Here is a 13,248-nt window from a genome sequence, read left to right on the forward strand (position 1 = left end):
AGCCTTAAGAAGACAGCGTATTGACGTCCATTTTGACGACCGCTTTGCGCACGTTAGCCGGTTCGCCGACGGCGCACAGCGGTTTATGCACTTCACCCGGATAAAACACCACGAAATCACCGGCCTGCATAATCATGGTTTTTTCCTGCTCGCCGGCAGCCAGAAACGCGATGTCTTTATCTTCCAGCCAGTCGGTATCAATGTATCCCGCCGGAAGATTGCTGAACGTCATCCCTTCCGTTCCGTTCAGGACAATCTGGATATCCAGATAACGGGCATGAAACTCCGCACGACGCTCTGCCTGTGGCGCGGTTGAATCATTTGAAATCAGGACAAACGCGTCATTGCCGTGGATATCGTGTTTACCCAGCGGTGTTTCCGCCGTGATATTTTTCTTCACATACTCAATGGCTTCGCGCAGCTCAGCGGGAAGGTAAGGCACTAAATGCAGTTGATGGATGTTTCCGGTGATCATGGGTTTCCCTTCATGAAAATAAAAATGAAATGATGTTTCAATGTAGCAACATCATAATGCACTCTGATGTCCCGCCATTTGATCCAGTTAACAGTTTTGGTCTCCGGATGTGTCTGTAGCCAACCGTTTGCTTTCGTCTATTTTTCCGCTTGATGTCACCGGTGACGCGCGTATAATGCGCCACAATTTGCCGGGAGAACCTATGAACAATTGCCACGTTTTGTGCTCAGATGATCGACCAAACACCGTGCCATCAGGCAGCCCGCTGCCGTTGTTCTTCCGTGGTATTACCGTTTTACAGAAAGCCCCTCATTGAGGGGCTTTTTTTTGTCCGGAATTTAAGAACATCGGTTTTTGAGCGCATTTCTTTTAAGAACAAAGAAACAGGAGAATGACTATGGCCAACCCGCTATATCAAAAAGACATCATTTCTATCAACGATCTCAGCCGCGAGGAGCTGGAGCTGGTGCTCGACACCGCGGCCAGCCTGAAAGCGGATCCGCAACCGGAATTGTTGAAACACAAAGTGATCGCCAGTTGTTTCTTCGAAGCCTCAACCCGTACGCGGCTGTCGTTTGAGACGTCTATGCATCGTCTCGGGGCTTCCGTCGTCGGTTTCTCTGACAGCAGCAATACGTCGCTCGGCAAAAAAGGCGAGACGCTGGCCGATACCATTTCGGTGATCAGCACTTACGTGGATGCCATCGTGATGCGCCACCCGCAGGAAGGCGCGGCGCGTCTGGCGACGGAATTCTCCGGCGGCATTCCGGTTCTTAACGCCGGTGACGGCGCGAACCAGCACCCGACGCAAACCTTGCTGGATTTATTCACCATTCAGGAAACGCAGGGACGTCTTGATAACATCAAAATCGCGATGGTCGGCGACCTGAAATATGGCCGTACCGTTCACTCTCTGGCGCAGGCGCTGGCGAAGTTTAACGGCAACCGCTTCTACTTTATCGCCCCCGACGCGCTCGCTATGCCGGGCTATATTCTGGCGCTGCTGGAAGAGAAAGGCATCGAATACAGCCTGCACAGCAGCATCGATGAAGTCGTGCCGGAAATTGACATTCTGTACATGACCCGCGTACAGAAAGAGCGTCTGGACCCGTCTGAATATGCCAACGTCAAAGCGCAGTTTGTCCTGCGTGCGGCGGATCTGAACGGCGCTCAGCCACACCTGAAAGTCCTGCACCCGCTGCCACGCATCGACGAAATCACGCCGGATGTCGATAAAACGCCATACGCCTGGTATTTCCAGCAGGCCGGTAACGGGATTTTTGCGCGTCAGGCTCTGCTGGCGCTGGTGTTGAACGCAGATACTGCACAGTCAGCTTGAGGAGAAAACGATCATGACTCACGACAATAAACTTCAGGTTGAAGCCATTAAATGTGGCACGGTGATCGACCATATTCCGGCGCAGGTCGGCTTTAAATTGCTGTCACTGTTTAAATTTACGCAGACAGAACAACGCGTTACCGTCGGCCTGAATTTGCCTTCCGGCGAGCTTGGCCGCAAAGACATTATCAAAATCGAAAACACCTTCCTGACCGACGAACAGGTTAATCAGCTGGCGGTCTATGCCCCGCGCGCCACGGTGAACCGCATCGATAATTATGAAGTCGTGAAGAAGCTGATGCCGACTTTGCCGGACCGCATTATCGGGGTTTTACGCTGCCCGAACGGCAACTGCATCAGCCGTTTTGAACCGGTGGATTCCAGCTTTGCGGTGAAACAGCGCGCAGATGGCGTTCATCTGAAATGCAAATACTGTGAGAAAGAGTTCGAACATCAGGTTGTGCTCAACAACGACTGAGCAGGTATACTGGCGACCAGATTTTTACCCATAACCCAAAATCAGGAGACATTATGTCCCGCGAAATCAGTACTGAAAACGCACCCGCCGCAATCGGTCCTTATGTTCAGGGCGTGGATCTGGGCAGCATGATCATCACTTCAGGTCAGATCCCTGTTGATCCTAAAACCGGTGCTGTGGCCGACGACATCGCCGCTCAGGCGCGTCAGTCTCTGGAAAACGTCCAGGCTATCGTTGAAGCCGCTGGCCTGAAAGTGTCAGACATCGTGAAAACGACCGTTTTCGTGAAAGATCTGAACGACTTCGCCACCGTTAACGCCACGTATGAAGCTTTCTTCACCGAACACAAAGCGCCTTTCCCGGCCCGTTCATGCGTTGAAGTTGCCCGTCTGCCAAAAGACGTGAAAATCGAAATCGAAGCCATCGCCGTCCGCCGTTAATCGCGTCAGCCGGACTTCGTACAGACCAGCCTCCGGGCTGGTTTTTTTTCGCCTGTCCGTTACGGTTTCTTATGTTTTCCTGCCGCCGGTGGCGGTTGCTTCATCAGCGACCATACTTACGGTAACCCGATCATTTTTGCCCTCTTTTCACCCAATCCAAAATGTCACCGCACCAAAACGGGGCAGTCCGGGCTCTTTTCCCCTGATTTTCAGCAGGTTTTGCACGCTGGCACACTTTATGCCTGATCTTCATTGTTATTGAACGATTCAATTGCGGCCTGTCCAGTTTGTGAGGTGATGATGATCAAGATTGACCTTTCCGATTCACCCTTTTTTGATGAGATGTTAATGGCTGACGGGACGCACCGCAGCCATTATCAGGCCTACTGGCAATGGTTGCAGCAAGCCGATCAACAGGCGGTTCAGCGCAAAAAAGAGGAAGCGGCGCTGTTATTCCACCGGGTGGGGATTACCTTTAATGTTTACGGCGAAGATGATGGCGCGGAGCGGCTGATCCCGTTTGACAGCGTTCCGCGGATCATCCCGGCCAGCGAATGGCAGATGCTCGATCGCGGTATTCGTCAGCGCGTTCAGGCGCTGAATGCTTTTCTGCACGATATCTATCACGATCAAAAAATACTCAAAGCGGGGATCGTTCCGGCCGAACAGGTTCTGGCAAACGATCAGTATCAGCCTTGCATGCAGGGCATCGATCTTCACCGGGATACGTACGCGCACATCGCCGGAACCGATATGGTGCGGGGCGGCGACGGCGAATATTACGTGCTTGAAGATAACCTGCGCACGCCGTCCGGCGTTTCTTACATGATGGAAAACCGCAAAATGATGATGCGGTTATATCCGGAACTGTTTGCAGAACAACGCATTGCACCGGTTTCCCGCTACCCTTCCCATTTGCTGCAAACCCTGCGGGAAAGCACCACGGTGAATGATCCGACGGTAGTCGTTCTGACGCCCGGCCGCTTTAACAGCGCGTATTTCGAACACAGTTTCCTCGCGCAGCAAATGGGCGTTGAACTGGTGGAAAGCGTCGATTTATTCGTGAAAGACGGCGCGGTGTTTATGCGCACAACCGCAGGCCCGTGCAAAATCGATGTGATCTACCGCCGTATCGACGACGCATTCCTCGATCCCCTGGCGTTCCGCGCGGATTCAATGCTCGGCGTGCCCGGCCTGTTGTCGGTATATCGCGCCGGTGGCGTGGTGCTGGCGAATGCGATTGGCACCGGCGTCGCCGATGACAAATCCATCTATCCATACGTACCGGAGATGATCCGCTACTATCTGGCCGAAGATCCGATACTAAACAACGTTCCGACCTGGCAATGCCGCAAGGAATCTGACCTGTCGTTTGTGCTGGCGAATCTGGAAAGAATGGTGGTGAAAGAGGTCCACGGCGCAGGCGGTTACGGCATGTTAATCGGCCCGACCGCCAGCAAGGCTGAAATCGAACGCTTCCGCCAGCTGCTGAAAACGCGGCCCGAAAACTATATCGCCCAGGAAACGCTGGCACTCTCAACCTGCCCGACGTTTGTGGAAAACGGTCTGGCTCCGCGGCATATCGATTTACGGCCTTTTGCGCTGACCGGCGCTGAAATTCGTCTGGTGCCGGGCGGCTTAACCCGCGTTGCGCTGGCGGAAGGCTCGCTAGTGGTGAATTCATCTCAGGGCGGTGGCACCAAAGATACCTGGGTGCTGGAAGAAGAGTCGGAAGTTCCGACGGAGGGTGACGCATGCTAAGCAGAACAGCCAGCGAACTGTACTGGATGGCGCGTTATCTGGAACGCGCCGAAAATATCGCACGCCTGCTGGACGTGACAAACAAGCTGTCGATGATGTCGATCCGTGACGTCAGCGCCCGCGATGAAAATAACGATCTGCTGGTTCCGCTGACCATGACCGGCACCCGTACATTATTCAATGAACACTATCCGCAGGAAACAATGGGCAATCTGCTCAACTTTTTCGCGCTGGACAGTTTCAACCACAGCAGCATTTTCAGCTGTCTGCAAATGGCCTGGAACAATGCCCATGCGGTGCGTGGAAGTCTGTCTTCCGAAGTGTGGGAAAGTATTAATGCCACCTGGATTGAGATGAAACTGATCCGCCGTCAGGGCGTCGGCTCTGCGGGCGCGGATTCCTTCTTCGACTGGGTTAAGGAGCGCTCACATCTGTTCCGTGGCGCGATGTTTGGTACTTTGCTGCGCAGCGACGCGCTGAATTTTATCCGTCTTGGCACCATGCTCGAACGCGCTGACAGCACCGCAAGGCTGCTGGATGCCAAAAATCAGCTACTCAATGCCGATGAAGATCCGGTGCGCGAATACTACCGGATGGACACCTTATTGCGCGCCGTCAGTGCCCGTGAAGCATTCCATACGCTCTACAAGCAGCAGCTCAGCCAGAAACGCATTGCCGAACTGCTGGTGCTGCGCCGCGAACTGCCGCGATCCCTGTTGTCCTGCGTAGAAATCATGGCCGAACAGCTGGAGGAAATCGGCGGGTCAGCGGGAAATTTGCCGCGCCGCCGCGTTCATACCCTGCATGCTCAGCTCCGCTTCACCGAAATGGACGAGATAGTCGAAATGGGCCTCAGCCCCTGGTTAATGCAGTTTCTTGACCAGACCAACGCCATCGCTGAGAGCATTCATCAAACCTATCTGGAGGCACAATAATGAAACTGAATGTCAGTCATCAGACGCATTACACCTATGCGCAACAGGTCAAACACAGTACGCAATATCTGCGCCTGACACCGCAGGATTCCAGCCATCAGAAAATCCTGTCATGGGATCTGACGCTTCCGGAATACGCCACCCGCACACTGGACGCTTACGGCAATGTGTTACACGTGCTGACGCTGGATCAGCCGCATCAGGCGATCACTATCGAAGCCAACGGCGTGGTCGAAATTGAAGACAACACTGAAGACGATAATTGCGGGCATTTATCACCGCTGGTGTTTTTGCGCACCAGCCCGCTGACACAGGCCGACGGTGCGATCCGTGATTTCGCCAACCGCTATTATCGTCCGCAGGATCAGCACGAAAGTCTGTGCAATCTGATGGGCGAATTGCTGCTGAAAATGCCTTACAGCCCCGGCACGACGAGCGTAAAAGACAGCGCATCGCAGGCGTTTTCCGCACAACAGGGCGTGTGTCAGGATCATACCCACGTTTTCCTCGCCTGCTGCCGCATTCTGGGGATCCCGGCGCGTTACGTCAGCGGCTATCTATACTCAGAAGATTCGACGCATGTTGCCATGCACGCCTGGGCGGAAGCCTGGCTGGACGACCGCTGGCAGAGCTTTGATGTCACCAACAACACCTGCAAACCGAATCAGCATTTGAAACTGGCTATCGGCATAGATTATCTTGATGCGTGCCCGGTCCGCGGTATCCGGTTAGGGGGAGGAAGCGAAGACATGCGCACTGTCGCGGCCGTTGCCATGCTTGACGTTCCGCAATAATCCTGACCATCTGAATGGGAAGATTTTTCTATGACTTACTGTGTGGCCATGCGCTTGTCCTCTGGCCTGGTGTTTGTTTCAGATTCACGCACCAACGCCGGAGTGGACCATATTTCCACCTTCCGCAAACTGCACGTATTTCATCAAAGCGATGAACGCGTGCTGGTGATCCAAAGCGCCGGTAATCTGGCGACCACACAGAGCATTATCAGCCTGCTGCACCGGCGCTGTCTGGACGACGAGCGGGAAAACCTGCTCAACGTGAAATCCATGTATGACGCCGCGAGCCTGCTGGGTGAAACGGTCCGCGAAGTCATCGCCCGCGACAGTGGTGCGAACCAGGGCGGGAACACGGATTTCAGCTGCAACTTGCTGCTGGGCGGCCAGATAAAAGGCGAAGGTCTGCGGTTATTCCATGTTTATCCGCAGGGGAACTTCATCGAAGCCACGCACGATACGCCGTATTTCCAGATTGGCGAAAGTAAGTACGGAAAACCGATTATTGACCGCGTGCTGAACTTCGAAACGCCGCTGGATCAGGCAATGCAATGCGCGCTGATTTCGATGGACTCTACGCTGCGCAGCAATCTTTCCGTCGGTCTGCCACTGGATGTGATGACCTATCCGACAGACAGTTACAGCACCGCACAGCAACACCGGATCACCGAAAGCCATCCGTATTTCGACATGATCCGCAAAGGCTGGGGCGAAGGCTTACTGAGTATATTTTCTCAGTTGCCGCCGCTGAAACTGGAAGAGTAAATCTTTAACCGGAAGCCATGGCGATTGATATAGTAAATCACCATGGCGCCCGGAAATAATTATTGATGATTCAATTTAGCTGTTTCATTAAGCTTATTTATTTCAGCCATGCTTTTATCATAAGCCGATTTAAATAACTGCATTCCCAATATTTGACGTTCACGTAACGTCATCGCGCGGTATTGTTCAATAGTGGGCAGTGATGGCATATCCATTTCCTCCATATCCAATATTTGACACTATTGAGTATTTCAATGAGTGCCGGTGTTTTCTTGCTAAGCGATCATAGAAATGTTTTAGTCTGGGATTATCGGCAATGGCCAGAAAGAGTTGTGAATGATATTTGATTACGTGTTTTTCAAGAATGATTTCTAACACGTTACCCAGCGCCGCCATCCCCTTCGCATTTAGCTGTTCGTCCGGTTGTGCTGGCGCGTAGTATTCTTCCTTATCAACATTATTTTGTCTATCGAATTTCACGTCGAAGCTTCCGGCAGGGAGAGGGAAGCCGACTTCTTTTTCACGCTCACATAAATACCCGAAATCACTCCTCAATATTTCAAAGAAAACCATAATAAATGGGAATCCATTTATTATAAATCTGAATGATTGATAGTAAAATCCATTTTCTTGCGACTCATTAAAACCACTACTTAGCTGAAAAGGCATATTATCCATCCTGAAAAATATCATTAAATTTTAAAAGCCATAATTTAATGTTTTATTTCAGCATGCCAATAATGAGATTAAAAAAATTAATGACGGATTCAGGTAAAAAATGACCGTTACACGTTTGCACAGGAATTTTCAGACAGAGATCCACAATTTGTGGATCTCTCGATTATCCGGCCTGATTCTCTTCCATCTTCTTCACGATCTTTTTCTCAACCTCAAACGGATCGATACCGCGCAGCTGTAACCGGCGGAAGCGGATAATGTTAAAGCCGTTCATGACGAGGAAGCTGCCTTCGATAAGCGAACCGCCTATCGAACCGAGCCAGATGTTGTGGAATACCCAGCAGCAGGTCGAGCACCACATGATGCAGCGCGTGGTTAGCCCGCTGGTGCGAAACAGCGCCCAGGTGCTGACGACCGTTGCACCGACCGGCAATAATTCCACCCAGTGATGCGCACGGCTCAGGCCGAGAACCAGCGTCAGCACGATGAAAATCACCATGATCCACTGATTGCGCGTACGCAGGGAAATCAGGGTTCGCAGGGAGTTCAGCAAGGCGCTCATGCCTGCCGGTGCGGCTCCCATCATCAGGAAATGCACGCCGATAATGGCGCTGTAGGCGGAAAGCTGCTGTTTAAAGCGACGGTCGCTGCGGTTGAAAAACATCGTGATACCGACCACAAAGGCCAGAACACCGACTGACTGGGCAAACCAGTAATACGTCATTTTTCGGAGATCTCATTCGTAGGATGCGTAGAAAAAGCAAACGGCGCTTCATATTTGAAACGCCGTTTCATTCTAACGAGTATCCGGAAGTGTTACAATGTGACCCCGCTTTTAAAGATCGCCAGTTCGCGGAAATCATTAATTTCGTTTTTGGCTTTACGGCCATCCGCGATCGCAACGATCAAATTCACAAACTCACCCAGCAGCTGATCCATGCTGACATCGTGGATCAGGCGCCCTGCATCAAAGTCGATCCAGTGCGGTTTTTTCGTCGCCAGTTCACTGTTAGTCGCCAGTTTTACCGTCGGCACAAAACCGCCGTAAGGCGTGCCGCGACCGGTACTGAACAGCACCATATGACAACCGGCACCGGCCAGCGCGCTGGTTGCCACGGCGTCGTTACCCGGCGCACTCAGCAGATTCAGGCCGGGCGTCGTCAGACGTTCACCGTATTTCAGCACGTCCATCACCGGGCTTTGCCCTGCTTTCTGCGTGCAGCCCAGCGATTTCTCTTCCAGCGTGGTGATACCGCCCGCTTTGTTGCCCGGCGACGGGTTCTCGTAAATCGGCTGATTATGCTCGATGAAATACTGTTTGAAATCGTTGACCATGTGAACGGTCTTTTCAAACGTCGATTCATCGCGGCAGCGGCTCATCAGAATGCGTTCCGCACCAAACATTTCCGGCACTTCAGTCAGTACGGAAGTCCCGCCGTTGGCGATCACGTAGTCGGAGAAACGTCCGAGCAGCGGGTTCGCGGTGATACCGGACAAGCCGTCAGAACCGCCGCATTCCAGACCAAACTTCAGTTCGCTGAGTTTGCCGGTTTCACGTTTGTCGTCACGCATAACCGCATACAGTTCGCGCAGACGTTCCAGACCGGCTTCCACTTCGTCGTCGAATTTTTGCAGCGTCATAAAACGCACACGATCTTCGTCAACTTCACCCAGCGTTTCACGGAAGACGTCCACCTGATTGTTTTCACAACCCAGACCAATCACCAGCACCGCGCCCGCGTTCGGATGGCGCACCATATTTTGCAGCATGGTGCGGGTGTTCACGTGGTCATCACCCAACTGTGAACAGCCAAACGGATGGGTGAACAGGAAGACGCCGTCGGTGCCTTCTGCGTCATTGGTTTCTTTCAGAAAACGCGACTGGATCTGGCGGGCAATACCGTTAACGCAGCCCACCGTTGGGATCAGCCAAATTTCATTACGGATCCCGACCTGACCGTTTTTACGACGGTAGATCTGCACTTCGCGATCGGCCATTTGATCCGGCAGCGTCGCGAAATCCGGCTGATACTGGTACTGATCCAGATCGCTGAGATTGGTTTTGCCGTTTTGTGAGTGAATATGCACACCCGGCTCAATCGCGGTCAGCGCATGCCCAATCGGCAGGCCGTATTTAACAATGTTTTCCCCGGCCGCAATCGGGCTCAGGGCAAACTTATGGCCCCGCACAACCGGCTGAGCCAGAACGACGGTGTGACCGCCTGCTTCAACCCGCTCACCAGCATCAATATCGCGAAGGGCAACGGCGACGTTATCGGCAGTATGAATTTGAATGATACTTTGCATAGTTGCTCTCTTAGCTGTAAGCCGCCAGCGCATCGCGCATGCCACGGTCTTCAATCGCCTGCAGTTGTTCGGTGATTTTTGCCGTCAGGCCAGGCACGGTGTTCAGGTCCCGTCCCCAGTGTTCTTCATCGGCGAGCACGGTTTCAACCAGCCCGACCAGCGGCAGGTTACCGCTGCGCACGCTTGCCCACAGTTCGGAGAAACGGCTCAGCCAGTGTGCATCGTCCTGCAACGGATAGATTTCGCCGTGACGTTCGCCACGGTAAAACGCCAGCAAGGCGGCCAGTGCGAAAGTCAGGCGCGGAGGCAAAATGCCTTTTTTTTCCTGACTCGCCAGCAGCTGCGGCAAAATACGGGTGCGGTATTTGGTCATGCCGTTCAGCGCGATAGACAACAGCTGATGCTGAATGAACGGGTTGCGGAAACGGCTGAGAACCGCCTGAGCAAATGACGTCAGTTCATCCTGCGGCAGATCCAGAACCGGTGAAATCTCTTCGGCAATCGCCAGCTCTACAAAGCGGCTGATTTGCGCGTCATTCATCGATTCGCCGACGGTGTTCAGCCCGGACAGAAATGCCACCGGCACCAGCGCCGTGTGCGCACCGTTAAGGATCGCCACTTTGCGTTCTTTATATGGTTTGATGTCATCAACAAGACGGATATTCAGCGGCAGTTTGTCCAGACGCAGTTCCTGCGCCAGACTTTTTGGCCCCTGGATCACGAACAGATAGAAGTGTTCGGCACTGTCGAAGAAGCTGTCCTGATAACCGAGTTCTTCCTGCAAACTGTCGATTTCGCTGCGCGGGTAACCCGTCACAATGCGGTCAACCAGCGTCGAGCAGAAAGTATTGCTGTTTTGCAGCCACTGGGTGAATGCCGCCGGTAATGCCCATTGCTGTGCATAGCGCAGCACCAGTTCCTGCAAGGCTTCGCCGTTATAATCGATCAGTTCACACGGCAGTAAAACCCAGCCTTTATCGGCGGCGCCGGAGAAGTGAGTGAAGCGCTCGAACAGCAGTCGGGTCAGTTTGGCCGGGAAGCTGGCCGGAGGCGCATCATTCAGGCTGTCGCTTTCGACATAGCTGATACCCGCTTCGGTAGTGTTCGAAAACACAAAGCGGATATTCGGGTCGCGGGCCAGCGCCAGATATTCGTCAAACTGATGGTAAATATTGATTTCGCGGTTTACGGAACGAATGATGCGCGTGTCGCGCACGGTTTCGCCCTGCTCATTCAGGCCGCTGATGATCGTGGTGTACAGACCATCCTGCGTACTCAGTGAAGGTGGGAAATCGGTGTCAATCGGGCGAACGACCACGATACCGGCATCCAGATCGGTATGTTCATTGAGCAAATCTATCTGCCAGTCGACAAACGCCCGCAAAAAGTTGCCTTCACCGAACTGGATAATTTTGTCTGGATGTTGACGGCCTGGGAAGTCACGGCGATTTAACCTTTGCATCTCACATTCACCTTAATTTGGTCAGACGCCGGTCTTTGAGGACATCAGTTTGTCCCGTGGCCGTCGTTCTTTATTGGGATAATAGTTTGTTATTTCTGTGTTTTATCTGGAGCGCAGGAATCTGCGCTCCGTTGTGCTTTTAGTTCAGTTCAATCTGGAAATACTGTTTGGCGTTATCGAAGCAGATATTTCTCACCATGCTGCCCAGCAGTTCGATGTCTGCCGGCGCTTCGCCCGCTTCCACCCAGTGGCCGATCATCTGGCACAGGATGCGACGGAAATATTCGTGGCGTGTATAAGACAGGAAGCTGCGGCTGTCGGTCAGCATGCCCACGAAGCGGCTCAGCAAGCCCAGATTGGCGAGCTGTGTCATCTGACGTTGCATACCATCTTTCTGGTCGTTGAACCACCAGCCGGAGCCGAACTGCATTTTGCCCGGCATCCCTTCACCCTGGAAGTTACCGACCATGGTGCCGATCACTTCGTTATCACGCGGGTTCAGGCAGTACAGAATGGTTTTCGGCAGGCCACCGGCCAGACCTTGCGCGCCCAGCAGTTTGGACAGCGGTTCTGCCAGCGGCTGGTCATTGATGGAGTCGAAACCAACGTCCGCGCCGATCAGCTGGAACATACGGGTGTTGTTATTGCGCAGAGCGCCAATGTGGTACTGCTGCACCCATTCACGACGCTGATATTCAGAAGCCAGATACAGCAACACGCCGGTTTTGAACTGAGCGATTTCTTCTGTGGTTGGCGTTTCACCGTTCAGGCGGCGGGCCAGAATGCCGTCCAGCGTGGCGTCATCCGCTTCGCCGTACACCACAACGTCCAGCGCGTGGTCGGAAACTTTGCAGCCGTGCGCCGCGAAGTGATCCATACGTTTTTTCAGCGCATCACGCAGATCGCTGAAACGGGTGATGGAAACGTCAGCCGCAGCTTCCAGTTTCTTCACGTAATCCGCAAACGTGGCGGCTTCAATGTTGAAAGCTTTGTCCGGGCGCCAGCTTGGCAGCACTTTGATATCAAAGCTGGTGTCCTGAGCGACGGCTTTATGATGTTCCAGAGAATCGATCGGGTCGTCGGTTGTGCCGACCATTTTCACGTTCATCTGTTTCATGATGCCGCGGGCAGAGAAGTTGTCCTGCGCCAGCAATTCATTCCCGCGTTCCCAGATTTCACCTGCGGTGGACGGGGAAAGCAGTTTGCCGGTAATGCCAAACGGACGACGCAGCTCAAGGTGCGTCCAGTGATAAAGCGGGTTACCGATGGTGTGAGGAACCGTGGCGGCCCACGCGTCAAATTTCTCGCGGTCAGTGGCGTCGCCAGTACACATACGTTCAGGAACACCGTTGGTGCGCATCGCACGCCATTTGTAGTGATCGCCTTTCAGCCAAATGTCATACAAGTTTTTGAATTTGTAGTTCTGAGCGATCAGCTCAGGCGGCAAATGGCAGTGGTAGTCGAAAATTGGCTCATCTTTCGCATAGTCGTGATACAGGCGACGTGCGAATTCAGTGTCGAGAAGGAAGTCTTCTGTTAAAAACTGCGCCATCTTAGGTTCCTCATCATGAAATCTGTAGAGTTGTCTCTCAATGGTGCGAAGTTATCACACCAATTCAGGTTGTCGTCCAGCTCTTTTTAGGGGTATATGCCGGTAATAGCAGGCAATTCAGGACCCAATAAACTCACTAACTCTCTGTAAAATAATAGCGTTGAAGCCTTACTGCACGGGTGCTTATTATCCTCACAATCAGAGTGTCATTTTGTGATGTCACTCAAACTTTAAATCTGTATGACAGGTTATTTCGTACCAAATG

14 protein-coding genes are annotated in these 13,248 nt (G+C 52.8%); 7 read left to right on the forward strand and 7 right to left on the reverse strand.

Translation table 11 applies throughout. The features are described 5' to 3' along the window. Positions 1–4: 4 nt before the first annotated feature. On the reverse strand, positions 5–475 hold the full coding sequence (locus tag IV433_RS19775; protein WP_195815580.1) for a YhcH/YjgK/YiaL family protein: 471 nt from the start codon (positions 473–475) through the stop codon (positions 5–7). Positions 476–872: 397 nt separating this feature from the next. Between IV433_RS19775 and pyrB the strand changes: the two genes are divergently transcribed. The 7 genes from pyrB to IV433_RS19810 all read left to right on the forward strand — a co-directional run bounded on the left by pyrB (position 873) and on the right by IV433_RS19810 (position 6,984). Continuing rightward, positions 873–1,814 carry an aspartate carbamoyltransferase gene (pyrB, locus tag IV433_RS19780; protein WP_195815579.1) on the forward strand — a complete coding sequence of 314 codons (942 nt, stop codon included), beginning with the start codon at positions 873–875 and terminating at the stop codon, positions 1,812–1,814. Between the two features lie 13 nt (positions 1,815–1,827). Further along, complete coding sequence (gene pyrI / locus IV433_RS19785; RefSeq protein ID WP_101075010.1) at positions 1,828–2,292, forward strand: aspartate carbamoyltransferase regulatory subunit; 465 nt, start codon at positions 1,828–1,830, stop codon at positions 2,290–2,292. A gap of 53 nt (positions 2,293–2,345) precedes the next feature. Beyond that, positions 2,346–2,732, forward strand: a complete 387-nt coding sequence (gene ridA, locus IV433_RS19790) for a 2-iminobutanoate/2-iminopropanoate deaminase (protein ID WP_101075009.1) — start codon at positions 2,346–2,348, stop codon at positions 2,730–2,732. Between the two features lie 300 nt (positions 2,733–3,032). Beyond that, positions 3,033–4,493, forward strand: a complete 1,461-nt coding sequence (locus IV433_RS19795) for a circularly permuted type 2 ATP-grasp protein (protein ID WP_195815578.1) — start codon at positions 3,033–3,035, stop codon at positions 4,491–4,493. Beyond that, the gene (locus tag IV433_RS19800; RefSeq protein ID WP_195815577.1) at positions 4,487–5,428 is read left to right on the forward strand and encodes an alpha-E domain-containing protein; all 942 of its coding nucleotides are present in this window, start codon (positions 4,487–4,489) and stop codon (positions 5,426–5,428) included. The genes IV433_RS19795 and IV433_RS19800 overlap by 7 nt, the downstream gene beginning before the upstream one ends. Next, the gene (locus tag IV433_RS19805) at positions 5,428–6,222 is read left to right on the forward strand and encodes a transglutaminase family protein (protein WP_195815576.1); all 795 of its coding nucleotides are present in this window, start codon (positions 5,428–5,430) and stop codon (positions 6,220–6,222) included. Before IV433_RS19800 ends, IV433_RS19805 begins: the two co-directional genes overlap by 1 nt. Positions 6,223–6,252: 30 nt before the next feature. Continuing rightward, complete coding sequence (locus IV433_RS19810) at positions 6,253–6,984, forward strand: proteasome-type protease (RefSeq protein WP_195815575.1); 732 nt, start codon at positions 6,253–6,255, stop codon at positions 6,982–6,984. Positions 6,985–7,043: 59 nt separating this feature from the next. Here IV433_RS19810 and IV433_RS19815 read toward each other — a convergent pair whose 3' ends face one another. The 6 genes from IV433_RS19815 to uxaC all read right to left on the reverse strand — a co-directional run bounded on the left by IV433_RS19815 (position 7,044) and on the right by uxaC (position 12,983). Next, on the reverse strand, positions 7,044–7,193 hold the full coding sequence (locus tag IV433_RS19815; RefSeq protein WP_195815574.1) for a hypothetical protein: 150 nt from the start codon (positions 7,191–7,193) through the stop codon (positions 7,044–7,046). Beyond that, positions 7,171–7,662 carry a hypothetical protein gene (locus tag IV433_RS19820; protein ID WP_195815573.1) on the reverse strand — a complete coding sequence of 164 codons (492 nt, stop codon included), beginning with the start codon at positions 7,660–7,662 and terminating at the stop codon, positions 7,171–7,173. The genes IV433_RS19815 and IV433_RS19820 overlap by 23 nt, the downstream gene beginning before the upstream one ends. A gap of 163 nt (positions 7,663–7,825) precedes the next feature. Beyond that, positions 7,826–8,386: a YgjV family protein gene (locus IV433_RS19825; RefSeq protein ID WP_195815572.1), complete on the reverse strand. Its 561-nt coding sequence runs from the start codon at positions 8,384–8,386 to the stop codon at positions 7,826–7,828. Positions 8,387–8,478: 92 nt separating this feature from the next. Then, the gene (locus IV433_RS19830) at positions 8,479–9,969 is read right to left on the reverse strand and encodes a UxaA family hydrolase (RefSeq protein WP_195815571.1); all 1,491 of its coding nucleotides are present in this window, start codon (positions 9,967–9,969) and stop codon (positions 8,479–8,481) included. 10 nt (positions 9,970–9,979) lie between these two features. Then, positions 9,980–11,431, reverse strand: a complete 1,452-nt coding sequence (locus IV433_RS19835; RefSeq protein WP_195815570.1) for a tagaturonate reductase — start codon at positions 11,429–11,431, stop codon at positions 9,980–9,982. Positions 11,432–11,570: 139 nt separating this feature from the next. Beyond that, positions 11,571–12,983, reverse strand: a complete 1,413-nt coding sequence (uxaC, locus tag IV433_RS19840; protein WP_195815569.1) for a glucuronate isomerase — start codon at positions 12,981–12,983, stop codon at positions 11,571–11,573. Positions 12,984–13,248: the final 265 nt, after the last annotated feature.

Source organism: Rahnella laticis (genome assembly GCF_015644585.1).
GTDB classification, from domain to species: Bacteria; Pseudomonadota; Gammaproteobacteria; order Enterobacterales; family Enterobacteriaceae; genus Rahnella; species Rahnella laticis.

Bases quoted from the DNA above. Each gene is read 5' to 3' on its own strand.
- IV433_RS19775 (WP_195815580.1), bottom strand. From the start codon at position 475: ATGATCACCGGAAACATCCATCAACTGCATTTAGTGCCTTACCTTCCC.
- pyrB (WP_195815579.1), top strand. From the start codon at position 873: ATGGCCAACCCGCTATATCAAAAAGACATCATTTCTATCAACGATCTC.
- pyrI (WP_101075010.1), top strand. From the start codon at position 1,828: ATGACTCACGACAATAAACTTCAGGTTGAAGCCATTAAATGTGGCACG.
- ridA (WP_101075009.1), top strand. From the start codon at position 2,346: ATGTCCCGCGAAATCAGTACTGAAAACGCACCCGCCGCAATCGGTCCT.
- IV433_RS19795 (WP_195815578.1), top strand. From the start codon at position 3,033: ATGATCAAGATTGACCTTTCCGATTCACCCTTTTTTGATGAGATGTTA.
- IV433_RS19800 (WP_195815577.1), top strand. From the start codon at position 4,487: ATGCTAAGCAGAACAGCCAGCGAACTGTACTGGATGGCGCGTTATCTG.
- IV433_RS19805 (WP_195815576.1), top strand. From the start codon at position 5,428: ATGAAACTGAATGTCAGTCATCAGACGCATTACACCTATGCGCAACAG.
- IV433_RS19810 (WP_195815575.1), top strand. From the start codon at position 6,253: ATGACTTACTGTGTGGCCATGCGCTTGTCCTCTGGCCTGGTGTTTGTT.
- IV433_RS19815 (WP_195815574.1), bottom strand. From the start codon at position 7,193: ATGCCATCACTGCCCACTATTGAACAATACCGCGCGATGACGTTACGT.
- IV433_RS19820 (WP_195815573.1), bottom strand. From the start codon at position 7,662: ATGGATAATATGCCTTTTCAGCTAAGTAGTGGTTTTAATGAGTCGCAA.
- IV433_RS19825 (WP_195815572.1), bottom strand. From the start codon at position 8,386: ATGACGTATTACTGGTTTGCCCAGTCAGTCGGTGTTCTGGCCTTTGTG.
- IV433_RS19830 (WP_195815571.1), bottom strand. From the start codon at position 9,969: ATGCAAAGTATCATTCAAATTCATACTGCCGATAACGTCGCCGTTGCC.
- IV433_RS19835 (WP_195815570.1), bottom strand. From the start codon at position 11,431: ATGCAAAGGTTAAATCGCCGTGACTTCCCAGGCCGTCAACATCCAGAC.
- uxaC (WP_195815569.1), bottom strand. From the start codon at position 12,983: ATGGCGCAGTTTTTAACAGAAGACTTCCTTCTCGACACTGAATTCGCA.